This is a genomic window from Cellulomonas sp. NTE-D12, assembly GCF_027923705.1.
Taxonomy (GTDB): domain Bacteria; phylum Actinomycetota; class Actinomycetes; order Actinomycetales; family Cellulomonadaceae; genus Cellulomonas.
Genome location: NZ_AP026442.1, coordinates 2,627,298 through 2,649,345 on the forward strand (window position 1 = coordinate 2,627,298; position 22,048 = coordinate 2,649,345).

General features: G+C 69.1%; 20 protein-coding genes and 1 tRNA gene. 6 read left to right on the top strand and 15 right to left on the bottom strand.

The window, feature by feature from the left end; genetic code table 11:
* Positions 1–10: 10 nt before the first annotated feature.
* Together QMF98_RS12090 and QMF98_RS12095 are read right to left on the bottom strand one after the other, a co-directional pair.
* Positions 11–349 (bottom strand): P-II family nitrogen regulator, encoded by a 339-nt coding sequence (locus tag QMF98_RS12090; RefSeq protein WP_337973263.1) that lies wholly within the window; start codon positions 347–349, stop codon positions 11–13.
* The gene (locus QMF98_RS12095) at positions 349–1,632 is read right to left on the bottom strand and encodes an ammonium transporter (protein ID WP_337973264.1); all 1,284 of its coding nucleotides are present in this window, start codon (positions 1,630–1,632) and stop codon (positions 349–351) included. The genes QMF98_RS12090 and QMF98_RS12095 overlap by 1 nt, the downstream gene beginning before the upstream one ends.
* Positions 1,633–1,840: 208 nt before the next feature.
* Here QMF98_RS12095 and QMF98_RS12100 point away from each other — a divergent pair.
* Positions 1,841–1,914 (top strand) — tRNA-Met (locus QMF98_RS12100).
* Between the two features lie 81 nt (positions 1,915–1,995).
* Here QMF98_RS12100 and QMF98_RS12105 read toward each other — a convergent pair.
* From QMF98_RS12105 to QMF98_RS12140, 8 genes are all read right to left on the bottom strand, one after another.
* Complete coding sequence (locus tag QMF98_RS12105) at positions 1,996–3,042, bottom strand: LacI family DNA-binding transcriptional regulator (protein WP_337973265.1); 1,047 nt, start codon at positions 3,040–3,042, stop codon at positions 1,996–1,998.
* A complete protein-coding gene (locus tag QMF98_RS12110; protein ID WP_337973266.1) occupies positions 3,039–4,454 on the bottom strand; it encodes a glycoside hydrolase family 13 protein in 1,416 nt (471 codons plus the stop codon). Before QMF98_RS12110 ends, QMF98_RS12105 begins: the two co-directional genes overlap by 4 nt.
* A complete protein-coding gene (locus tag QMF98_RS12115; protein ID WP_337973267.1) occupies positions 4,451–5,287 on the bottom strand; it encodes a carbohydrate ABC transporter permease in 837 nt (278 codons plus the stop codon). Before QMF98_RS12115 ends, QMF98_RS12110 begins: the two co-directional genes overlap by 4 nt.
* A complete protein-coding gene (locus QMF98_RS12120; protein WP_337973268.1) occupies positions 5,284–6,228 on the bottom strand; it encodes a carbohydrate ABC transporter permease in 945 nt (314 codons plus the stop codon). Before QMF98_RS12120 ends, QMF98_RS12115 begins: the two co-directional genes overlap by 4 nt.
* A gap of 2 nt (positions 6,229–6,230) precedes the next feature.
* Entirely contained in the window at positions 6,231–7,523 is a 1,293-nt protein-coding gene (locus QMF98_RS12125) for an ABC transporter substrate-binding protein (RefSeq protein ID WP_337973269.1), read from the bottom strand.
* Positions 7,523–9,166, bottom strand: coding sequence for a glycoside hydrolase family 13 protein (locus tag QMF98_RS12130; RefSeq protein WP_337973270.1), 1,644 nt, complete (start codon positions 9,164–9,166; stop codon positions 7,523–7,525). Before QMF98_RS12130 ends, QMF98_RS12125 begins: the two co-directional genes overlap by 1 nt.
* Positions 9,167–9,658: 492 nt before the next feature.
* Positions 9,659–11,044 carry a CE1 family esterase gene (locus tag QMF98_RS12135; protein ID WP_337973271.1) on the bottom strand — a complete coding sequence of 462 codons (1,386 nt, stop codon included), beginning with the start codon at positions 11,042–11,044 and terminating at the stop codon, positions 9,659–9,661.
* Positions 11,045–11,202: 158 nt separating this feature from the next.
* Positions 11,203–12,036, bottom strand: a complete 834-nt coding sequence (locus QMF98_RS12140; protein ID WP_337973272.1) for an alpha/beta hydrolase — start codon at positions 12,034–12,036, stop codon at positions 11,203–11,205.
* 248 nt (positions 12,037–12,284) lie between these two features.
* Between QMF98_RS12140 and QMF98_RS12145 the strand changes: the two genes are divergently transcribed.
* Entirely contained in the window at positions 12,285–13,595 is a 1,311-nt protein-coding gene (locus QMF98_RS12145) for an MFS transporter (RefSeq protein WP_337973273.1), read from the top strand.
* On the top strand, positions 13,592–15,058 hold the full coding sequence (gtfA, locus tag QMF98_RS12150; protein ID WP_337973274.1) for a sucrose phosphorylase: 1,467 nt from the start codon (positions 13,592–13,594) through the stop codon (positions 15,056–15,058). The genes QMF98_RS12145 and gtfA overlap by 4 nt, the downstream gene beginning before the upstream one ends.
* A gap of 76 nt (positions 15,059–15,134) precedes the next feature.
* Here gtfA and QMF98_RS12155 read toward each other — a convergent pair whose 3' ends face one another.
* Genes QMF98_RS12155 through QMF98_RS12175 form a run of 5 tightly spaced genes read right to left on the bottom strand, consistent with a single transcriptional unit; the run spans position 15,135 to position 20,134 of the window.
* Complete coding sequence (locus QMF98_RS12155; RefSeq protein WP_337973275.1) at positions 15,135–16,226, bottom strand: helix-turn-helix domain-containing protein; 1,092 nt, start codon at positions 16,224–16,226, stop codon at positions 15,135–15,137.
* A complete protein-coding gene (locus QMF98_RS12160) occupies positions 16,223–17,209 on the bottom strand; it encodes an alpha/beta hydrolase (protein WP_337973276.1) in 987 nt (328 codons plus the stop codon). Before QMF98_RS12160 ends, QMF98_RS12155 begins: the two co-directional genes overlap by 4 nt.
* Before the next feature lie 19 nt (positions 17,210–17,228).
* Positions 17,229–18,053, bottom strand: coding sequence for a carbohydrate ABC transporter permease (locus QMF98_RS12165; RefSeq protein WP_337973277.1), 825 nt, complete (start codon positions 18,051–18,053; stop codon positions 17,229–17,231).
* A 3-nt stretch (positions 18,054–18,056) separates the two neighbouring features.
* Positions 18,057–18,902: a carbohydrate ABC transporter permease gene (locus tag QMF98_RS12170; protein WP_337973278.1), complete on the bottom strand. Its 846-nt coding sequence runs from the start codon at positions 18,900–18,902 to the stop codon at positions 18,057–18,059.
* A 53-nt stretch (positions 18,903–18,955) separates the two neighbouring features.
* Positions 18,956–20,134, bottom strand: coding sequence for an ABC transporter substrate-binding protein (locus QMF98_RS12175; RefSeq protein WP_337973279.1), 1,179 nt, complete (start codon positions 20,132–20,134; stop codon positions 18,956–18,958).
* Positions 20,135–20,737: 603 nt separating this feature from the next.
* On the opposite strand from QMF98_RS12175, the gene QMF98_RS12180 reads away from it, so the two are divergent.
* The 3 genes from QMF98_RS12180 (at position 20,738) to QMF98_RS12190 (ending at position 21,944) form a co-directional block, all read left to right on the top strand.
* The gene (locus QMF98_RS12180; protein ID WP_337973280.1) at positions 20,738–21,091 is read left to right on the top strand and encodes an iron chaperone; all 354 of its coding nucleotides are present in this window, start codon (positions 20,738–20,740) and stop codon (positions 21,089–21,091) included.
* Positions 21,092–21,242: 151 nt separating this feature from the next.
* Positions 21,243–21,614: a glyoxalase superfamily protein gene (locus QMF98_RS12185; RefSeq protein WP_337973281.1), complete on the top strand. Its 372-nt coding sequence runs from the start codon at positions 21,243–21,245 to the stop codon at positions 21,612–21,614.
* Positions 21,615–21,779: 165 nt separating this feature from the next.
* A complete protein-coding gene (locus tag QMF98_RS12190) occupies positions 21,780–21,944 on the top strand; it encodes a hypothetical protein (RefSeq protein ID WP_337973282.1) in 165 nt (54 codons plus the stop codon).
* Positions 21,945–22,048: the final 104 nt, after the last annotated feature.

Below are 22,048 nucleotides of genomic sequence, written 5' to 3' on the forward strand. Positions count from 1 at the left end.
GGACGATGGCTCAGACCGCGTCGTCCCCGCGCTCGTTGGTCCGCACCCGCACCAGCTCGTCGATCGTCTGCACCCACACCTTGCCGTCACCGATCTTGCCGGTGCGGGCCGCGGCGACGAGCGTGTCCACGACCGTCTCGACCATGTCGTCGCTGACCACCACCTCGAGCCGCACCTTCGGCACGAAGTCGATCTGGTACTCGGCGCCGCGGTACACCTCGGTGTGCCCGCCCTGGCGGCCGTACCCCTGCGCGTCGGACACGGTCAGCCCCCGGACGCCGATGGCGCCGAGCGCCTCGCGGACGTCGGAGACCTTGAACGGCTTGACGATCGCCGTGATGAGCTTCATCAGGAGGTCCTTCCGATGCTGGAGGTGGCGGTGAGCTCGTACGCGGTCTCGGCGTGCTGGCTCGAGTCGAGGCCCTCGTGCTCCTCCTCGGGCGTCACCCGCAGTCCGATGGTCGCGCGCAGCGCCCACGCGATCGCGTAGGACGCCGCGAAGGCGAACGCCGAGGCGGCCAGCACGCCGAGCAGCTGGCGTCCCACCTGACCGAGCCCCCCACCGAGCAGCAGACCCTGGCGGGCGACGGCCGGGTTGACCGCGGTGGCGGCGAGCAGGCCGACGGCGAGCGTGCCGATCACGCCACCGACGTAGTGCACGGCGACCACGTCGAGCGAGTCGTCGTAGCGGAAGCGGAACTTGAGCCGGATGGCGAAGAGGCAAACGACGCCGGCGACCACCCCGATGACGATCGCGGGGACCGGTGCGACGAAGCCGGCGGCCGGCGTGATAGCGACCAGCCCCGCGACCGCCCCCGTGGCGCCGCCCAGCGTGGTGGCCTTGCCGGTCAGCCGCTTCTCGAGCGCCAGCCAGCCGATCATGCCGCCGACACCGGACAGGTGGGTGGCCAGCGCCGCGCTCGCCGCGAGGGTGCCCGCGGTCAACGCCGACCCGGCGTTGAACCCGATCCAGCCGAACCAGAGCAGGCCGGCGCCCAGCAGCGTGAGCGGCAGGTTGTGCGGCGCCATCATCTCCCGCGGCCAACCGCGCCGCGGTCCCAGCACCAGGGCGAGAGCCAGGGCCGACGCCCCGGAGCAGATCTCGACGACCGTCCCGCCGGCGAAGTCCAGCAGGCCCGCGCGGTGCAGCCACCCGGTGGGCGACCAGACCCAGTGCGCGAGCGGCGCGTACACGACGACCGACCAGACGGCGACGAACGTGACGAACGCGCCGAACCGCATCCGGTCCGCCGACGCGCCGCTGATCAGGGCCGCCGTGATGATGGCGAACATCAGCTGGAACGCGACGAAGGCCAGCGGCGGGACCGTCAGCGGGATGCCCGGCACCGCCTCCTGGGCGTGGGCGAGGCCGACGAGGTGGAGCCCGCCGATCAGCCCGCCACCGGCATCGGTGTCGAACGCCAGCGAGTAGCCCGCGACGACCCAGGTGATCGAGACGACCGCGATCGCGGTGAAGCTCTGCATGATCATCGCGAGCGCGTGCTTCGACCGGACCATGCCCGTGTAGAAGAACGCGAGCCCCGGCGTCATCAGCAGGACGAGCGCGGTGCAGACGATGATCCACGCCGTGTCGCCGGCGTCGACGGGTGCTGCGGTGGTGAGGAGGTGCATCGGGCCATCTCTCTCGCGTGGAGGCGGACCGGTCCGCCGCCGTGGCTACGCCGCGCGCGAGCGTACTGGCTCGTGGGAGTGGTGACGGGGTGTGTCCGTCGCGGGTCCGTGCCGGCCCGGACCGCTGGTTGCGGGGCCGCGCCCGGCGGCGGGCGGTGACGGCCGGATTTGGCCGTGCCCTGGCGGTGACGTAGGGTTGTCGAGCCGACGCGGGGTGGAGCAGCTCGGTAGCTCGCTGGGCTCATAACCCAGAGGTCGCAGGTTCAAATCCTGCCCCCGCTACTCAAGACCGAAGGCCCGGACCAGATAGTCCGGGCCTTCGTCGTGGATGCGAGGGCGGTCACGCGCAGCCGACGGGCGTGATCAGCCCTCGCGAGGCGGCGCGACGGAGTCGCGGATGACGAGGGTGGTGTGCAGTCGGCGCCGCCGTGGCTCGGAGTCCTGGCCGGCGATCGCGTCGACGAGGTACTCGGAGGCGAGCCGACCCTTGGCTTCGATCGGTTGGCGTGCGGTGGTCAGGCCGGGGTGTGCCCACTCCGACTCAGGCAGGTCGTCGAAGCCGGTCACGGACAGCTCCCCGGGTACGTCGACGTCCAATTCTCGGGCGGCGTCGAGGACGCCGAAGGCGATGATGTCGGAGAACGTGATGACAGCGGTGGGGTGCTCGCCGCTCTGCCAGACCTCGCGTAGGGCTGCGGCGCCGGCGGCGCGGGTGCAGGGAATCTCGCGGATCTCGACGCGGGGGTCGTCGATGGCCAGCCCGTACCTCTCCAGCGCGTGGTCCACGCCCCGCTTGCGCCGCGAGAGCGGCCCGTGCCACCCGGTCGAGCCGCCGGTGGTGCCGGACTCGAAAGCGAGCACCAGGATGCGGCGGTGGCCCTGGTCGAGGATGTACTCGGCCACCTCCCGCATGCCGTTCTCCTCGTCGACGTCGATGCAGGACACCCCGTCGGTCTCGTCGCTGTCGACCAGGACGAACGGGATCCCCCGATGGCGCAGGGCCTGCACCTCGCCGCGGTCGGCTTCGAGCCCGCAGACGACGAATCCGTCGACCGCCGCATAGGGGATGGCTTTGAGCATGGAGTCCCGCAGCGGCGGGACGAGCAGCATGGACAGCCCTTCCTGGTGACAGGTCTGTCCGATGCCCCGGAAGAACTGGGCGTAGTACGGGTTCTCGAGGGCCGCGTCGATCTGCTGGGGAAGGAGCACGCCGAGAGAGTTGGTCCGGCCGGTGCGTAGCATCCTGGCGGCGGGGTCGCGGACGTAGCCGAGCTCTTCGGCGACGGCGAGGATCTGCTGCAGGGTCCCGTCCGAGAGACGGTCAGGGTTGTTGAACGCGAACGACACGGCGGTCTTGGACACGTTCGCCTTGGCTGCGACGTCGGCAATGGTCACTCGACGGGGGCTCATGCCTGCTCCGTCGTCCAGACGACCGCGGAGCGGGCCGGCACCCGGAGGGGGTTGCCGGCGGCTCTGCGCTGGTCGACGGCCGGCCAGACCTGAGCTGCCTCCGCGTTGCCGAGGGCTGACGGCGGCAGATCCGCGTCGACAGGTCCTCGGTTCACGGCGACCAGCACGCTGTCACCGTCGAGCACTCGGCGGCGCACCACGACGTCGCCCACGGCGTAGGGGTACTCGTCTGTTCCGTATCGCAGTGCCGGCAGCTTGGCCCGCAATGCCAGCAGGCTGGTCAGCGTCTGCAACGTGTCGGTGTCCCATCGGTTGGTGTCCCAGACCATGCCGGCACGGCAGCCGGGGTCGTTGTCCCCGGTCATGCCGATCTCGTCGCCGTAGTAGATCATCGGCGCCCCGGGCGCGGTGACCAGCAACGTCAGCGCGAGGCGAGTCGCGACGGGGTCGTCGCCGTGCCGGGTGATCAGTCGTTCGGTGTCGTGGCTGCCGAGCAGGTTCAGCATCGCGTGCCGCGCGTGGTGCGGGATCTGGTCGCGCAGGTCGTTCATCCCCGCGGCCAGGGTCTTGGCATCGTGCTTGCGGTCGGCGGTGAACCCCAGGACCAGGTCGCGCAGGGTGTAGTTCATCGTGCCGTCGGCGGTGTCCCCGGCCAGCCACTGGGTAGGTGAGCGCCATTCCTCGGCGACGATGTACGCCTCGGGGTTGGTGTCCTTGACGACGCGTCGGAACTGGCGCCAGAACGGCATGGGCACGAAGTACGGGACGTCCAGCCGCCACCCGTCGATGCCCTGCTCGAGCCAGTACCGGGCGACGTTCAGGTGGTGCTCGCGCACCTGCGGGTCGTGCACGTTCCACTTGGGCAGGTACCAGCAGCCCGAGCAGGTCCGGTAGTTCGGGACGGGCTTCTGCACGACGGGCAGGTCTTCGACGTAGAACCAGTTGACGTACGGCGACTGGGCGCCGTTGGCCACGACGTCCTGGAAGGCCGAGTGCCCCACGCCGCAGTGGTTGAGCACGGCGTCGAGCACCACGCGGACCCCCCGCGAGTGGGCCTCCTGAAGCAGCTCGCGGAACGAACCGAGGTCGCCTAGCCGCGGGTCGATCGAGAAGTAGTCGGTGGCGTCGTACCGGTGGTTGGTGCCGGCGGCGAAGATCGGCGTCAGGTACAGGGCGTTGGCGCCCAGGTCGACGATGTGGTCCAGGTGCTGCACGATCCCGGCCAGGTCGCCGCCGAGGAAGCCCTCTCGGGCGGGTGGCGAGTCCCAGGCGCGCACGTCCGGCGGGTTGCGGGCGGGGTCGGCGTTGGCGAACCGCTCGGGGAAGATCTGGTAGAACACCGCGTCCTGGACCCAGGCCGGGACTCTGGGGGCGGTGCTGTCGTTGGAGCTGGACATGGTGTGCGGGCTCATCCCTTCACGCCGGTACCGGCGACACCGCGGATCAGCGCCCGCTGGAAGATCAAGAACATGACGATGGTGGGGATGGCGGAGGTCAAGGTGCCCGCCATCAGATAGTTCCACGACGTGGCGTACCGGCCCTGGAAGGCCGCCAGACCGATCTGGATGGTGCGCATCTCGTCGCCGTTGGTGACCAGCAGCGGCCACAGGAAGTCGTTCCAGGCGAACAGCATCGCGAAGATCGCCAACGTGGCCAGCGAGGCCGACGACAGCGGGATGACCACCTGCACGAAGGTCCGCACCCGCCCGCACCCGTCGAGCCGGGCAGCTTCCTCGATCTCCTTGGGGATCGTCGAGAAGTACTGGCGCAGCAGGACGATTCCGAACACGTCGGCCAGCCGCGGCACGATCAACGCCCAGTAGGTGTCGGTCCAGTGCAGCTGCACCACGAGGGAGAACGCCGGGATGATCGTGACGAACTGCGGCACCATCATCGTGGCCAGCAGCAGCAGGAAGATCGGGTTCTTCGCGGGGAACCGCAGCCGGGCGAACGCGTAGGCGGCCAGCGAGTCCAGCACCAGGTGGCCGACGACGATGCCCACGGTCATCACGATGCTGTTCAGGTAGTACCGCTCGAACGGGGCGGCCTGCCACGCGTGCACGTAGTTCTCCCAGTGCCACTCGGTGGGCCAGAGGCGGGTGAACACCTCGGAGCGCTTCTTCACCGAGGTCAGGAACATCCAGACGAACGGCACGATGACCGTCGCGCTGCCGAGGATCAGCAGGGTGTGCCGGGCCGCGGTGCCCCAGCGGACCGGGCGCGGGCGGGACGTGGTGCTGCTCATGCCAGATCCGACTCCCCCGACCCGGTGGCCCGCCACTGCACGAGGGTCACGCCGAGCATCAGCGCCAGGCTCGCGAACGCGATGGCCGCGCCGTAGCCGAACTGCCCGAGCTTGAACGCGTACCGGTACATGAGCATCCCGAGCACCTCGGTGCCGCCGGTCGGTCCACCGCCGGTCAGCACGTAGACCAGGTCGAAGGACTGGAACGCCGTGATCAGCGCCTGGACGACCACGAAGAAGGTCATCGGCCGCAGCAGCGGGATGGTCATCCACCGGATCCGTTGCCACAAGGTGGCACCGTCCAGCTGCGCCGCTTCGGTCAACGAGACGGGAAGGGCCTGCAGCGCGGTCAGGTACAAGATCGCGTTGAACCCCAGGTTCTTCCAGACGGTCAGCAGCGTGAGCGCCGCGAGGGCGGTCCACCGCTGGTTCAGCCAGTCGACCGTCGGCAGGCCGATCGCCGTCAGGAGCCGGTTGAGCACGCCGGACGAGTCGAGCATGTACCGCCACACGATGGCCGCGGCGACCGAGGAGGTGACCACCGGCAGGAAGTAGATCCCCCGGTAGACGGCCAGCCCACGCAGCGGCGCGTCCAGCAGCAGCGCGATCGCCAGACCGGACGCCACCGACAGGACGCTGACGCCTCCGGCGTAGAGCACCGTGACCAACAGGGAGTTCCAGAACTCGTGGTCGGCGAGCATCCGCGCGTAGTTGTCCAGACCGACGAACTGCTGCGCGGTGCCGAAGCCGTTCCACGAGGTCAGGCTGAGGAACCCGCCCGACACGATCGGGTAGATGACGAAGGTGCCGAGGATGACCAGCGCCGGGACGAGGAACCCGACCGCGGTAAGCACCTCGCGCCTGGAGTAGCGGTCCCGCACCGACCGCCGGACGGGCTCCTGGACGGAGCGCCCGACGGTCGGTGCGGTGGTGGCGACCATGGTCACTTGGCGCCCGAGAGCGCGGCGTTGACGTCGGTCTCGGCGGCCTTCAGCGCGTCGTCGACCGACACCTGGCCGGCCAGCGCCTTCTCGATCTGCTTGGCGAAGGCCAGCGAGACCTGCGGGTACAGCGGCGTGTTCGGCCGGGACTTGGCCGTGGCCAGCTGGTCGACGAACGGCTGCAGGCGGGGCTGGGTGGAAGAGACCCACTGCTTGTACGCGTCGGAGTCCCCGACGGCCTTGCGCACCGGGAGCATGCCGGTCTTCTCGCTCCAGGACGTGACCTGCTCCGGGGCGAGGAACCAGGTCAAGAAGTCGGCGGACGCCTTCTGGGTGGCCTCGTCGGAGGTGAAGACGACCGCGCGCTCACCACCCATGTTCGTCGCGGGCTTGCCGTCCGAGGGGTACGGGACGGTGGCCGTGCCGAAGTCGAACGGCGGGTCCGAGGCCCAGATGCCGACCATCCAGGAGCCCTCCTGTGCACCGCCGGCGGTGCCCTTCTCGAAGGCCCCCCACTGCGTCCGTGGTGCCAGGCCCTTGTTCAGCAGGTCGACCCAGAACTGCAGCGCCTTCTTGCCCGCGGGGGTGTTGAACGCCGCCTTCTTGTTGTCCGCACTCAGGAAGTCGCCGCCGGCCTGCCACAGGCTGACCTGGAAGTTCCACGTCAGGCCCTCACCGGAGTCACCTGCCTGGGTGAACAGCTCCACCCCGGGCTTGCCGGTCTTGTCCTTGATCTGCTGGGCCTGGGCCTGCAGCTCTTCCCAGGTCTTGGGCGGCTGGTCGGGGTTCAGGCCGGCCTGCTTGTACAGGTCCTTGTTGTACATGTAGCCGAGGTTGTTGGTGGAGACGGGGACCGCGTACTGCTTGTCGCCGTCCTTGCCGAAGTCCAGCAGCGCCGGATAGATGTCGCTCATCGTCGCGGGGTCCACCAGCGGCTTGAGGTCCACCAGCTTGCCGGTCTGGGCGACCTGCGGCACGGACACCAGGTCCATGATCGCCATCGACGGCAGCGTGTCCGTCTTGGCCGAGGTCTGGATCTTGGTGATCAGGTCCGAGCTGGGGATGTTCACCGCCTTCACCGTCACACCGGGGTGGCTCTTGGAGTACTGGTCCGCCATCGCCTGGAAGGTGTCGGCGTTGGCGCCGTCCCAGTAGTGCCACACGGTCACGGTGACGGGCTTGGCCGCGGCGCCGCTCGTCGTCGCCGACGTGCTCGCTGTGGAGCCGGGAGCGCACGCGGCCACGGTCAGCAGACCGATGGCGATACTCGATGCCAGTGCTGTCTTGCGGAGCATCACGACTCCTTTGTCGTGCCGGCGGTCGCCGGCGTGGGTGAAGGTGAAACGCCGTCGCCCTCGGCGACGGACAACCACGCGCAGGCATCCGTAGGAAGGATCCTGCCGTCGATCGGCGCGCTGGACACCTGCACGGTGCCCCAGCCGTCGGGAAGCACCAGCTCGTGCGCGGAGGTGTTCAGCACGCACACGACCGGGCCACGGCGGAACGCGACGACGTCCTCGCCGAGCTCGTCCAACCACAGGAGGTCGTCACCGGCGAACAGGTGCCGACGGGCGTGCACCGCCCGGCGCACCACGCCCAGTGCGGACCACGGGTCGGGCTCTTGAGCCTCGACGCTGAGCGATCCGAAGACCGATGGCTGCGGCAGCCACGCGGTGGGTGCTGCCGTGAACCCGAACGTTGACGGCTCCGCGGTCCAGGGCATCGGGACCCGGCACCCGTCGCGCCCGAGCTCGGCACCGGCAGACCGGACCCAGATCGGGTCCTGCCGCACGTGCTCGGGCAGGTCGAAGACCTCCGGCAACGCCAGCTCGTCCCCCTGGTACAGGTACGCCGCACCCGGCAGCGCCAGCATCAGCATGGATGCCGCCACCGCGCGCCGACGGCCGAGAGGAAGGTCCACCGGCCCGCGGCGGCGCGCCGATGCCAGCATGTCCGCCGGGTCCGGCTCCTCGACCACCTGCACCTGCCCGTACCGCGTCGCCGGCCGGTGCACGTCGTGGTTCGCCAACGCCCACGCCGTGCCGGGACGCAGGCCGTGCTCGACCGCACCGCGGATCGACGGCGCATGCCACGGCTGGACCAGCAGGTGGAAGTCGAACGCCTGCCCCAGCTCGTCCGGGGAGGCGTACGCCATCAGGTCCGCGACCGAGGCCACCCAGACCTCACCGACGAAGCAGGCGCCGTACTCGTCGGCGATCTTGCGCCACCGCCGGTAGACGTCGTGCACACCTGGCTGGTTCCACATGAACTCGTTGCTCGACCCCGCCGGCCCTGTCCAGTCCGGCAAGCCGTCACGCTTGACCAGGCCGTGCGCCACGTCGACGCGGAAGCCGTCCACGCCCCGGTCGAACCAGAACCGCAAGACGCCGTCCATCATCTCGACGACCTCGTCGCACCCCCAGTTCAGGTCCGGCTGCGAGGCGTCGAAGGAGTGCAGGTACCACTGCCCGTCGGGCACCCGGGTCCAGCCGGGGCCGCCGAACACGCTGCCCCAGTTGTTCGGCGGCAGCTCCCCATCCGGGCCACGCCCGTCGGCGAAGTGGAACCTCGACCTCTCCCGCGACCCCGCCGGAGCAGCGAGCGCCTCACGGAACCACGCGTGCTCCACGGAGCAGTGGTTGGGGACGAGGTCGAGCATCACGCGGACGCCGCGGGCGTGAGCTGCCGTGACGAACGCCTCGAGATCGGCCACCGTCCCGAACAACGGGTCGACCGCTGTGTAGTCGGACACGTCGTACCCGTGGTCCGCCTGCGGGGACTGGAAGCACGGGCTCAGCCACACCGCGTCGACACCCAAGGACGCCAGGTGGTCCAGGCGACCGGTCAGGCCCGCCAAGTCCCCGACCCCGTCCCCGTTCCCGTCGGCGAACGAGCGGACGTACACCTGGTACACGACCGCGTCGTCGATCCACGCCACAGCGGCACTCCCTCGTGCGGTTAGTAACTCGATTTACTAACAACGTAGCAGAAGGTATGAACCCTCTGTCAAGGGATGCGCCCGGTGTCGGTCTGGGTCTGCGGCCTCGGGCAGCTGCGGGCAGGTTCGGGGCACGAGGCGCGCGCCCGTTAAGGCTTCGGGTTTGGCGGAACACGTCCGGCCAGGTGCTGCTCCAGACCAGCGATCCCCCCGTCATGGGGCCGTGCTCTGATCGGGCCTCAAAGAAACGGAAGGGTGTGCAGATGCCCATGCATGAGCCGCTGGCCTGCGGCAATGCCCGACGACGCAGGCGACGGTCGCGCCCACCGGCGATCCCCCCGCTACAAATGTTCAGGTCAGAGGCCCTTTCGCTCAGACGAGCGGAAGGGCCTCTCCCGTCGATGTCGTCAGGACGTCAACGAGCGCGCCGAGACACGCGGGCGAACCTCGGTGGACGGTCGGCGCGATGAGCGCGCGCCTGCGTCCGGGCCGCTACCAGAGCAGGTCGCTGATGAGACGAGCCATGTTGCCGCCGAGCTGGGCATAGTGGTCCGTGACGTAGGTCGCCCCGGAGTGGGTGGACGACCACAGGCCCATGACGTTCAAGGCGAACCACTCCAGTGAGATGCACAGCTCGCCCTCGCGGACGACGGCCTCGGCCGGCATCGCCGTCACGCGCCCGTCGAGGACGCAACCGATGACGCCCCGCGCGAACTGCAGGGTGCGCCCGTCCGAAAGGGTGAGGACGGCACTCGCGCCGTCGTCGCCCACCTGAAGGTCGGCTCTGAACAGAGTTGCCAAGAAGGAGAGCGGGACGAAGAGATAGGTGCCACGCACGTCTCGCTCGCCACCCATGCCGTGGTACTTGGCAGCCTCCCAGGTGAATGCCGGTACCGGCATCGCGACTCGCTCGCCCGATACCCAGGCGAGCTTCCGGCCGTCTGCTACCGCTATCGCGAACGGATCGCCGACCGGCGCGAGAGCCGGTCCGACTCTCTCGATCGACCCATCCACCGAGCGTCGAACCCCCGAGAACAGGTAGTCCCAGACCAGCTCCGCATCGTCGAACGTCTGACCGTGGTCCCGCCCGTGGACATCGCGAAAGACGACATCGGCGTGCGCGCCGCGATAGAACGCGAAGTTGTCGACCCCGCGCACGGCGATCGCCGGCGGCTCCGTCACGCCGTTGACGCGCAGCCAGTACTCACGGTTCAGCCGGTTGACCTCGGCAGCATCGTCGGAGAAGAGCGACGGGCCGTTGTCGAGGTCGAGCCGCGACTGCCAGATCGCCAGAGGTCCACCACGGTTGACGAGGCCCCCCTGCTCGTCGAAGAGAAGCGCTGGGTCCGTGGAGCCTCCAGATCCGGCTGCGCCGGCGAGGACGTGTCCGAAGTTGCGGGCGAAGTAGGCAGTCATGGAGTCGCCGAGAGACATGCCCTGCATGAAGATCCTGCTCCGGTCGATCTCGTACTCGGTGGCGAGCCTGTCGATCAGCCCGAGCACGAGCCGGATGTCGTGGTTCACGTCCGGACTGGCCGCAGGGCGGTTCAGGTAGAGCCCGTTGCTGTTGGGGGTGGTCGCGGCGGGCAGGCTGGCCGGGGAGAGCTCGACGGTCCACAGTCGGCGCGAGCTGGCCGTAGGGAACAGCACGATGAAACCCTCACGGTCCGCGACGTTCACCCAGGACGTGTAGACCGCCTGGCCCCACCCCGTCATCAGCCCTCCGTGCAGGGCGATCACCAGAGGCGTGGGGCGTGTGGGGTCGTAGCTCGACGGGACGTAGGTGTACCAGACGTCGTTGATCCCGTCGGCGACGACCCCCTGGTGCTCGCGCAGCAGCGCTGGGTACGGCTGCGAGTTGTTGCCGTTCTCGTTCACCACGAGCTCGGAGCCCTTGAGCGACTCCGGGAGGTAGTCACGGTTGTCGTCGTCAGGGACGCCCGGTCGCAGGACGGCGGCTCCTGGCATGGGTTGCTCCTTCTGGGCTGTGTGCGGCGGAGGGTCCGGTGGTCGACGCCGGGGCCCGGAGCGGCGCCTCAGACGGCGTCGAACTCGACGTCGGGCAGGCCGAAGAACTCGAAGGCCTCGCGGACCGCGAGGTCCCAGAAGTCCCACTCGTGCGTGTAGCCCTCGCCGATGAAGAACGTGGCGTCGAGGCCCAGAGTCGCCGCGTGCTCGCGGAAGGGTCGCAGGTCGTTCATGACGTAGTCGTCGTCCGCACCGCTCGCGAAGAGCAACCGAGGAAGAGTCCCGGACGCGGCGCGCTCGTCGATGATGCGCCACACGTTCTCCTCGGACGCGAGGAATGCGGACATCCCTCCGGCGTTCTCGACCATGCCTGCGAAGCGGGCAGAGACCGGGTCGTCGCCCGCGAGGTACTCGGGGGTGAGCGTGGCGAAGTCACGCGGTGACGCGGAGAGGATGGCCGCGGCCCCGAACCGTTCCGGGGCGTTGACGGCGAGCTTGATCGCACCACGCCCACCCATGGAGAGCCCCGCGATGAAGTTGTCCTCCCGGCGAGCGGAGACCGGGAACCACTCCTGCACCATCGGCATGAGCTCACGGAGCACGTAGTCGTACATGTCGTAGCCCAACATGCACCGGCTCCAGTTGGAGTAGTTGCTGTTGAGCCCGCTCGGCATGACGACGGCGACGCCCTTGCGGGCCGCGTACCGCTCGACGTTCGTCTTGCGGACCCAGTCGGTGTGGTCCCCGTACGTGCCGTGCAGGAGCCACACCACCGGGAGGTCCTGACGTTCCCGGTAGAACTCGGCAGGCTCCAGCGCCCGGGGCATGTCCGGCAGGATCATGCTGAACGCCTGGTTGGTCCGCAGGAACCGGCTCTCGGCGTTCATGGTCAGCAGGGCCATCGATCTCTCCTCGGCATCGTCATCGCTGAGCTGGAGTGACGACCGCCAGGTCACGCCCGGGCGGCGGCGTCCAGCTGCGCCCACCCTGTCCGGCCAGAGTCGCATGCCGCAGCCGCCGTCTGGCGGCCCGACGCCCGAGGATTGCGCCACTGAGGCGGATCAGGACCCGCGACCCCCGACGCGACGATGGATCGAAATCACCGTGGTGCGTGCCTGCGCTGCGGACACGTCGACGCCCGGGGGGCTCCATGGAACGGCGACGGGCGCCGATCTGGACGTCACAGTTCAGCACTCTCTTCGGGATCAACTTCGTCATCAACTTCGCTCAGTTCATGACGCTCGCGATGGTGCCGAAGCTGGCCGAATCGCTGGGGGCGACGGCGCTCGTCGTGGGAGTCGTCGCCGGCGTGTTCGCCGTCACCTCACTTGCCGTTCGGCCCGCCGTTGGATGGGCCACCCTGAAAGTTCGGCACAACGTCCTTCTGACCGCCACGGTCTCCCTGATCGCTCTGGCCTTCGTCGCCTACGGCGCGTCGACCAGCCTCGCCGTGCTCATCGCCGCGAGGTTGCTGCACGGGGCCGCGATGGGCTTCCTCGCGCCGGTCACGCTGGCCATGGCGAGCGATGCGCTGCCGCCGGAACGGATGGCCCAAGGCATCGGCGTCTTCTCCCTCGGTCAGGCCGTGGCAACCGCCTTGGGGCCGTCGGTCGGTCTGTGGCTCGCCGCCGCGCTCGGGTACCGTCCGGCCTTCCTGTGCGGCGCCGCCCTCCTCGCGCTCGCCGCTGCCCTTGCCTGGCGCTTTCCCTCGCGCCGGCCCGAGCCGACGGTCGGCCGAGGCTTCACGTGGCGGTCGTTCATCGCCCTCGAGGCGCTCGTCCCCGCTGCTGTGGTCATGCTTCTGGGTGGAGCGTTCTCCGGCGTGAACTCGTTCATCGTGCTGTACGGCGAGTCGCGCCACGTCACGGGCATCGGCCTCTTCTTCACCGTCTACGCCCTGTTCATCGTGATCTCTCGGCCCTTGGCGGGCCGGGTCGGCGACACCCACGGGCTCCGGGTGGTGGTGATCCCGGGGATGGCGGCGTTCGCGCTCTCCTTCGTGGTGATCGCCCACGCGAGGACGCTGGCGGGCTTCCTCGTCGCCGGGGCGGTCTCGGCCTTCGGGTACGGGATCTGCCAGCCCGCCATCCAGACGCTCTGCCTGATGTCCGTCGAACCCGGGAGGCGGGGGGTGGCCAGCAACACGAACTACATCGGCGTCGACCTCGCCTACCTCGTCATGCCGATCGTGGCGGGTTCCATCGTCACCGCCCGCGTCGACGCCGGAACCCCGCTCGCGCAGGCGTACTCGACGATGTACCTCACGCTCACCATCCCGATCGCGCTCGGCCTCCTGATCTTTCTCCTCTTCGGACGCAACCTTCGTGGGTGGGGGCCGAAGAGGAGTGCCGGGACGGCGGCAGCCCCACCGCGCGCATCGAACCCGCCAGGACAGCAGCCGGCGCGTGCGTTGCCCGGACCGGTCCAGGCGACTGACCACACGGAAGGAATCCCGTCATGAGGCCCGTCGCGAACCAAGCCATGCTCATCACCTACCCGGACAGCCTGGGCGGCGACCTCCGCGGCTTGGCGCAGGCGCTGCGCACGCACCTCGCCGGAGCCTTCGGCGGGATCCACGTCCTGCCCTTCTTCCCCTCCTCGGGCGATCGTGGTTTCGCGGTGATCGAGTACGACGTGGTGGACCCGGCATTCGGCAGCTGGTCCGACATCGAGGAGCTCGGCCAGGACTACTTCCTCATGGCCGACTTCATGATCAACCACGCCTCGATCCGGTCCCGCGAGTTCCTCGACTACCTGGAGCTCGGTGACGAGTCTCCGTACCGGGACATGTTCATCCACTGGGACGAGTTCTGGCCGGGCGGCGAACCGACGCCCGCCGAGATGGCCGCGCTCTACCGCCGCAAGCCCGGGGGGCCGGTGCTCGAGGTCACGCGCCGGGACGGCACGGCGGTCAGGCTCTGGAACACCTTCTTCGCCGAGCAGGTCGACATCGACCCCTGGCAGCCGGCCACCCATGCCTACTTCGAGCGCAACCTCGCCATCCTCGCCGAACGCGTCGCGGTGGTTCGTTTCGACGCGTTCGCCTACGCCTCGAAGCGTCCCGGGACCAGCTGCTTCTTCGTGGAGCCGGAGGTCTGGGAGATCCTCGAGATCGGCATGCGTGCGCTGCGAGCGCGTGGCACGCAGATGGTGCCGGAGATCCACGAGAACTACCGGATCCAGCTGAAGATGGCCGACCGCGGCCATTGGGTCTACGACTTCGCGCTCCCGATGCTGACCCTGCACGCTCTGTTCACCGGTCGGTCCGACCGGCTCAGGCACTGGCTGGAGATCTGTCCTCGCAAGCAGTTCACGACGCTCGACACGCATGACGGCATCGGCGTCGTCGACGTTGTGGGCCTGCTCGACGACGAGGAGATCGACCTCGTGGTCGATCGCGTCGAAGCGAACACCGAGGAGCTGCGGAGCCGTTCACCTCGTCCGCCGTCCACCATCACCAAGGGGCGGCAGGGAGCCCAGCGCTACCAGCTCATGACGTCGTTCTACTCAGCCCTGGGCGAGGACGACCGAGCATTCCTTCTCGCACGCGTTCTCCAGCTCTTCGCACCTGGGATCCCCCAGGTGTACTACGTCGGAGCCCTCTTCGGTGCGAACGATCTGGCGATGCTCGAGGAGGTGGGCGACCTTCGAGCGGCCAACCGCCACAACTACGCCATGGACGAGATCGCGGCCCGGGTGCAGAGGCCGTCCGTCCAGCAGTTCCTCGAGGTGCTGCGATTCCGCAACCACTTTCCCGCATTCAATGGATCGCTCACCATCGGAGAGGAACGGGACGGTGTGCTGGTCCTGACGTGGACGGACGACACCAGCGAAGCGTCCCTGCGCGCCGATTTCACGACGACGTCGTTCCGCATCTGCACCCGCCGCGGCGCCGAACCGACGACCGTCGTCTTCTCCTCCTAGCGCACCGCACGTCATCGATCGCCGTCGGGGCCCTGGCCGGAGACGGGTGCGACCCGACGACGCCCGGTGCGTCAGCTCACGATCGCCGACCGCTCTCCGGCGGCCGGGGGGTGAGCCTGACCTCGCGCTCGAGGTTCGCAGGGGTACCGAAGGTGGCGTACCGGAACGCAGCCAACGCCAGCCAGAGGTGATACACGTGGCGCTGGTTCGCCAGGTTGAGGTTGAACTCCTGCTGCAGCCTGTCGAGCCGCTTCTGCACGGTCGAGTGATGGAGTTTCAGCAGGTCGGCGGCGCCACGCACGGATCCGGTCTGCGTCACCGCGGTGACCGTCTGGTCCAACCACGGCATGGTGTCGGAGTTGATCGCGGTCACCACGGGATCCGCGAGCAGCTCCTCGGTGCTGACGTGCAGGAACATCGGGCCCAGAACGCCTAGCCGGTCCCACCGCGTGACCTCGCCCGGTCGAGCGATCCGGAGCACGATGGCGGCCCGCTCCCACGACGTCAGCAGCCCCGCGACGTCGACCTCCGGCCCCACGCCGACCCGCGCGTTCCCGCCGCTGTTGACCTCCGTGTCGTACGGAGCGCGCCGGATGGTGGCGCCGACGGCCACCCCGCACAGGTTCGTGTACGCGTGCAACCCTCCGGACGGCGTGGCCGGCAGGTGGGCGACGACCTGGTAGGTGCGGCTGCCGTCCAGCTTCAAGGCTGCGAGCAGCTGGTGGCGACGCTCGGGCGGCACCGGGTCGTTCAGCAGCGCGGTCCATGCCTGTGCCGGGTCTGGCACGAGCGTCTCGATGCGGTTCATCCACCGCCGGACCCCTTGCACCACGCGCTCGAGGATCAGCTCGTGCAGCATGCTCGGTTCGTCCGTCTCCATCCAGACGCGGTCCTGGCCCTCGCCGCCGATCGCCGTCTGTGGCCAGGCCTCCGCCGGTTGGAAGTCGTCGCCCGACGGGAGCCGCTGCCCCGCAGGCCCGACACGGAGCGTCAGATGCCGTTCGGGCAGACGCATGCCGGCCCCGCACGAGCTGAGCCCCGCGGCACCTCGGAGATAGGCCTCCGGGCCGGCCGCGCTGGCGTCGAGCGCGTCGAAGTAGTCGTAGACCCGCAGCGCGGCGGAGGCGTCCTCGTCGTGCAGCGCCAACCGCGCGAGCAGGTCTCTCATCGACTCCGTGCCTCCCGCGGTCCGTACCCGAACAGCCGGCCGAGCCAGTTGCGACGGGCCTCGAGCGCGGCTTGCGTCACGGCCGCGTGGGGATACGAGCTGAACCCGTGGAAGCCGCCGCTCCACACGTGCAGCTCGGCCTCTCCCCCGACCCGCCAGATCCTGGAAGCGTAATCGATCACCTCCGAGCGGAAGATCTCGGCGGAACCCACCTCCAGGAGCGTCGGCGGCAGCCCCGCCAGAGACCGCGCCCGCGCCGGCGCGTTGGCCGAAGCCTCACGCGGGTCGACCCCCTCCAGGAGAAGCCGCCACGCCGTCGTGTTCTCGTCCCGGTTCCACGGACTGTCTGGTACCTGCCGCGCCGAGTCGCCGTCGGCGTCCGGGTCGAGCATGGGTGCCAGCAGCAGCTGGCCCCGCAACCGCGGAACGCGACGATCCCGGGCGAGCAGGGCCGTTGCGGCCGCGAGCCCGCCACCGGCGCTCATGCCCGCCACGACGAGTGCCTCCCGGTCCACGCCGAGTGCCGTCGCGTTCTCGTGCACGTACGCCAGGGCCGCGAAGCAGTCCTCGACGGGGACCGGCGCCTTCACCTGCGGGGCGAGGCGGTAGTCGACGGTCACGACGCTCACGCCGAAGTCGTCGATCCACCGGACGAAGTCAGAGGCCGAGTCCCACGGGGTGCCGAGCACCATGCCGCCGCCGTGGACGTACACGATGCAGGGTCGAGGCGTGCCCGAGCTCGGTGAGAACACGTGGTGCAGCGGAACGAGGTGGCCGTCAGCACCCGGTGCAGCCAGGTCGGCGACGACGAGACCCTGCGCCTCGAGCTCGGCACGGGCGGCACCGGAGTGCGCCCGCAGCTCCTCCTGCAAGGAGACGAGCGCCTCGCTCTCGAAGTTCAGGACGTAGACCGGGCCGGCAGCCATCAACGAGCTCGCCAGCTCCGGGTCGTAGGGCGGCCGAAGCGGCACGTCGGGCGTCATGAGATATCGCTCCCCACCGTCAGGCCTTGACGGAGCCCTGCAGAAGCGCCGCGCGGAACTGACGCTGGAACACGGCGAAGACCAGCAGGGTCGGGATCATCATGAGAAGGGCCGCCGCGCAGAGCATCACCACGTCGGTGGCATGAGCCCCTTGGAAACCCGCCAGAGCGCCACCGACGGTGCGCTTGGCCGGGTCGTCGATCATCACCAGCGTCAGGATGAAGTGGTTCCAGGTCCACAGGAAGCTGAGGATCACCATCGTGGAGATGGCCGCGCGCGCGAGCGGAACCTGGATCTGCAGGAAGGTGCGGACCGGTCCCGCACCGTCCACCTGTGCTGCTTCCTCGATCTCGGCCGGCATCCCGAGGAAGTGCGAGCGCATCCAGAAGACACCGAAAGGCATCTGGAAGGCCACCAGGGGTAGCGCGACGCTCCACACGGTGTTGGTGAGGTGCAGCTGACGCATCGTCAGGTACAGGGGTGTGATGAGGCTCTCGGTGGGGATGGTCAGTCCGGCGAGGAAGACGACGAACAGCGCACCGCCGGCCGGGACTCGCAGCCAGGTCAGCGAGTAGGCGGCCATCGTCGAGCACAGCAGCACCAGGGGGACGACGACGACCACCAGAGTGGCGCTCGAGCCCATCAGCGTCGGGAAGTGCGCGAGCTGGAACGCCGTCGCGAAGTTCTCCCAGTGCAGGTGACCGGCGAAGGAGATCCCGGAAGGCAGCGTGTTCGCCGGCGCGAGCGCGACGGAGAACAGTGAGACGAACGGCATCACGGTGAAGACGACCAGCGCCAGGAGAACGACGCCGCCCGCCAGGTTCTCGGTACGGGAGATTCGCATGGCTCAGTCCTTCGCGGCGAGTCGCTGCAGGGGGATGATCACGAGCAGGACCACGCACATGAGGACGATCCCCATCGCCGCAGCGGCGCCGATCTTCTGCTGTCCGAACGCCAACAGGTAGATGTCCACGCCGGGGACCATCGTGGCCCGGTTCGGACCACCCTGCGTCGTCATGAAGACGATGTCGAAGCTGGCGAGCGCAGCAATGACGGTCAGTGTTGCGCAGACCACGAGCTCACGCCGGATGCCGGGGAGCGTCACGGCGAAGAACTCCTGGAGGGCGTTGGCGCCATCGATACGCGCAGCCTCGTAGATGGATTGGTCGATCTTGCTGATGCCGGCGGTCAGCATCATCGTCACGAGGCCGAGCAGCGCCCAGGTGCCGACGAACCCCACTCCCGGCAACGCCGTGACGGGATCCGCGAGCCACGGACGCGTGACACCGTGCAGGCCGATCGCGGAGAGAACCTGGTTGACCAGCCCCTCGCGTGAGTAGATCCAGCTCCAGCCGATGGCGGCCGCAACGATCGGGATGACCTGCGGCATGAAGAGCAGGGTCCGGGCGAGGCCGGACCCACGCCGCCGGGAGGCGCCTCGGGTCAGCACCGCGGCAGCAAGACCGAGCACCAGGGTGACGCCCGTGAAGAAGACCATCAGCTCGAACGAGTGCAGCAAGGCCGTGAGCCGAGCCGGGGAGGAGAACACGTCCACGTAGTTCTTGATGCCGACGAAGGTCGCCGTCCCGACGCCGTTCCAGTTGTACAGCGAGTACTGGAACGCCCGTCCGAAAGAACCCAGCACCAACCAGCCGTACAGCCCGAGCGCCGGTGCGATGAACACCAGTGCCACGAGCGCCTGCCGTCGGCGCCTTGGCGTGCCGAACACTCCTCCCCGGCCGCGCATCAGCCCGCCAGCTCCTTCTTGTAACCGGCCTGGACGTTGTCGATGAACTTCTGCGGCGTGTCGGTGCCCAGCACGAGCGCCTGGAGCTCCGGGTTGAGCGTCGCGAGCGTGAAGGCCGGTGCGGAGTTGGCGATGAAGTCCACCGAACCGTCGCTGCTGAGGATCGTCTGGAACGCCTTGGTGGTCTGCTGGACCAGCGGGACGTCGCTCTGCGGGACCGGCAGGTCGACCGGACCACCCGGAGAGCAGCCGATGACGTCGACGATCATCTTGCGAGCCGTCTTGTCGGTCTGCACCCAGTTGAGGAAGTAGGCCACGACGTCCTTGTGGGCGGCCCCCGCCGGGATGGCGTAGTTGGTGGGAGATGCCATTGCGAACTGCTTGTCACCGGCCTTCACCGGAGGCATCAGGAAGAAGCCGACGTCATTGCCCATGGCCTTGACCAGGCGCTGCGCCTCCCAGTCCCCCGTCGGGACGAACAGCGCCTTGCCCGCCTGGAAGTCACCCATCATCGTCGGGTAGTCCACGGACACGGCGTCCTTGGAGATGATGCCGTTGTGGGTCCACTCCTGGAGCTTGGTGGCCGCCTTGAGCATCCCCGGCTGGTCGAAAGTGGCGCCCGGGCGCTCGAAGATCCAGTCGTTGATGGCGGGCGCGTCGCCGTAGGAGTTCTGCAGCTCCTGCAGGAGGAAGGGTGTTCCGGCGTCCTTGGCGGCGAGCGAGATTCCCATGAGGCCGGCCTTCGCCGCCTTGAGCGCGTCGGCTTCGAACTCGTCGAGAGTGGCGGGGGGATCCGAGATCCCGAGCTGCGCAGCCACCTTCTTGTTGTAGAAGATGCCGGTCACGTTGTACCCGATCCCGACGGCGTAGAGGGAACCGTCGCCGCGCTTACCGTCGGGGCTCAGCCTCGCCATGCTCAGCAGACGCTGGGACCACGTGTCCCAGTGATAGGCCTTCGCGTAGGGGTCGAGGTTCGCGAGGAGTCCGTCCTTGGCGCTCTGTGCCACGCCGGGCGAGAAGACCAGGCCGGGCGGGTCGGCGCGGGTGAGGATTCGCGACATGTTCGCGTTCAGGTTCTGGTTCGCGTCCGCGACGATGTCGAACGTCACGTTCGGGTGCTGCCGCGTGAACTCCTCGCCGAGCTGCTTGACGGCATCACCCGACTCCGTGCTGGTCATGATCTGGATCTTGACCGGTTCCGAGGGAAGGGCGGTCGACACCGCCGCAGCCGCGGTGCTCGCGCTCCCGCTGGTGCTGGCCGCCCCGGGCGGAGCGCATGCCGTGAGTGCAAGGGCTGCGATCACACCGGCACCCAGAACCAGGGAGTGACGTCGTCGTGGGCCGGACCGGCGCGCTGCCGGGCCGTTCGTGCGGCTCATCTCGTTCTCCTTGACGTCGACCTTGACGCTGACCCGAGATTCTCCCCTCGCGGCACGCGGACCCCAGAGCCGCAACTCATCCGCACTCGTGCGCCGGGTGGCCGCCGTGTGGCGGTGTTGGCCGTCCCGCCCTCCGGTTCCGCGGTGCGAGGCAGTCGTGGCCGTGCCAACCGGACGCCGTGACGCACTCACATCCCCGGGGAGCGGCCGGTGACGGCCCGTACTCGCACCCCTGCGAGGCAGGGCCGCATGTGATGGAGTCGATCACCTCCCCGCTCGTCCGGACAATGGCCCGCCTCGCGGTCGACTCAGCGGCGATGTCACCTCCATCGGCGAGCCGCAGGTGAGCGTCACCCCAACCCGATCCGGACCACTCCAGAGCCGCAGGCGTAGCGTCGACCCGTGGGTGAGGTCGACGCGTATCTCAGCACGGTGGACGGGGCAGATCACGACGCGCTCGAGCGCGTCATCGCCATCGCCCGAGACGTGGTGCCCGAGGCCCGCGAGGGCGTCAGCTACGCCATGCCCGCGCTCCTCTACCGCGACAAGGGCCTCATCGCCACGGTCCGCACCAAGAAGTTCCTCTCGCTCTACCCCTACAGCGGCGCGGTCGTCGCGTCGGTCCTCGATGCTCTGAGCGACTTCGACACCACCAGCGGGAGCATCCACTACTCCGCGCAGCACCCGCTGCCCGAGGACGTCGTCCGGCGCATCGTGCGAGCCCGACGAGCCGAGATCGACGCGAGAGCGCGCTAGACGACGGGTCACGCCGAGACCGACCTCGCGACCCGGTCTCCCCCGCTCCTTGTGGACCCGCATCGGCTGGGCGTGCAGCCTCGGTGACGCCGCGCAGCGGTCCTGCACGGGAGCCTCGGGCCGTGTCGGTGGGCGTCTCTAGCATCGCGACATGGACTACAAGATCGAACTCATCGTCCTGCCCGTCTCCGACGTGGACCGCGCCAAGGAGTTCTACGCCGCCAAGGTCGGCTTCGTGGTCGACCACGACCAGCGCGTGAGCGACCAGCTGCGGTTCGTCCAGCTGACCCCACCCGGGTCGGCCTGCTCGATCGCCTTCGGCGAAGGCCTCGTGGACACGCCGCCGGGGTCGGTGCACGGGCTCCAGATCGTCGTGGCCGACGCCGATGCAGCGCACGCCGAGCTCTCGGCGCGCGGCGTGCCCGTCAGTGCGGTCGAGGACCTCCCCTGGGGGCGCTTCGTCTACTTCAGCGACCCCGACGGCAACGCCTGGGCCCTCCAGCAGCTGCCGCACCGCGAGTGATCGCGGGGCCCCGGCTCGTCGGGCCCGCCGCAGAGGCGTCGTGAGGACAGCGCACTCGCCTCGTCACCGCCGCGCCGCGCCACGAGGACTCCCGTGGCGCCACCCCGTCGGTTCGCAACTCCGCAACCGACGAGCCCATCCCGTGGGACGGAACCAGCGCGCCTCGTGGTGCTCGTCGCCGTCGCACCCGAGCAGCGCCCCCTCTTCCGCGACGTGCTCGACCAGCTCATCGCCGTGCTGGCCCCACCCGCCTGTGTCGGCACGCTGCTGAGCAAGGGCACCGACCACTCCGCGTTCGTCCGGGCGCTCGACGAGACGCTCGACGCCTGAGCCGAGGCCGGCGCGCCGTGTTCATCGACGTCGACGGCGCACGTTCCAACGGCCGTCGGACCTCGACGCTGCGACGTGCGGAGCAGGGTCGCCCAGGCACCACG

Bases quoted from the DNA above. Each gene is read 5' to 3' on its own strand.
- QMF98_RS12120 (WP_337973268.1), bottom strand. From the start codon at position 6,228: ATGGTCGCCACCACCGCACCGACCGTCGGGCGCTCCGTCCAGGAGCCC.
- QMF98_RS12185 (WP_337973281.1), top strand. From the start codon at position 21,243: ATGGACTACAAGATCGAACTCATCGTCCTGCCCGTCTCCGACGTGGAC.
- QMF98_RS12125 (WP_337973269.1), bottom strand. From the start codon at position 7,523: ATGCTCCGCAAGACAGCACTGGCATCGAGTATCGCCATCGGTCTGCTG.
- QMF98_RS12160 (WP_337973276.1), bottom strand. From the start codon at position 17,209: ATGACGCCCGACGTGCCGCTTCGGCCGCCCTACGACCCGGAGCTGGCG.
- QMF98_RS12090 (WP_337973263.1), bottom strand. From the start codon at position 349: ATGAAGCTCATCACGGCGATCGTCAAGCCGTTCAAGGTCTCCGACGTC.
- QMF98_RS12145 (WP_337973273.1), top strand. From the start codon at position 12,285: ATGGAACGGCGACGGGCGCCGATCTGGACGTCACAGTTCAGCACTCTC.
- QMF98_RS12115 (WP_337973267.1), bottom strand. From the start codon at position 5,287: ATGAGCAGCACCACGTCCCGCCCGCGCCCGGTCCGCTGGGGCACCGCG.
- QMF98_RS12165 (WP_337973277.1), bottom strand. From the start codon at position 18,053: ATGCGAATCTCCCGTACCGAGAACCTGGCGGGCGGCGTCGTTCTCCTG.
- QMF98_RS12105 (WP_337973265.1), bottom strand. From the start codon at position 3,042: ATGAGCCCCCGTCGAGTGACCATTGCCGACGTCGCAGCCAAGGCGAAC.
- QMF98_RS12095 (WP_337973264.1), bottom strand. From the start codon at position 1,632: ATGCACCTCCTCACCACCGCAGCACCCGTCGACGCCGGCGACACGGCG.
- QMF98_RS12155 (WP_337973275.1), bottom strand. From the start codon at position 16,226: ATGAGAGACCTGCTCGCGCGGTTGGCGCTGCACGACGAGGACGCCTCC.
- gtfA (WP_337973274.1), top strand. From the start codon at position 13,592: ATGAGGCCCGTCGCGAACCAAGCCATGCTCATCACCTACCCGGACAGC.
- QMF98_RS12110 (WP_337973266.1), bottom strand. From the start codon at position 4,454: ATGAGCCCGCACACCATGTCCAGCTCCAACGACAGCACCGCCCCCAGA.
- QMF98_RS12175 (WP_337973279.1), bottom strand. From the start codon at position 20,134: ATGACCAGCACGGAGTCGGGTGATGCCGTCAAGCAGCTCGGCGAGGAG.
- QMF98_RS12140 (WP_337973272.1), bottom strand. From the start codon at position 12,036: ATGGCCCTGCTGACCATGAACGCCGAGAGCCGGTTCCTGCGGACCAAC.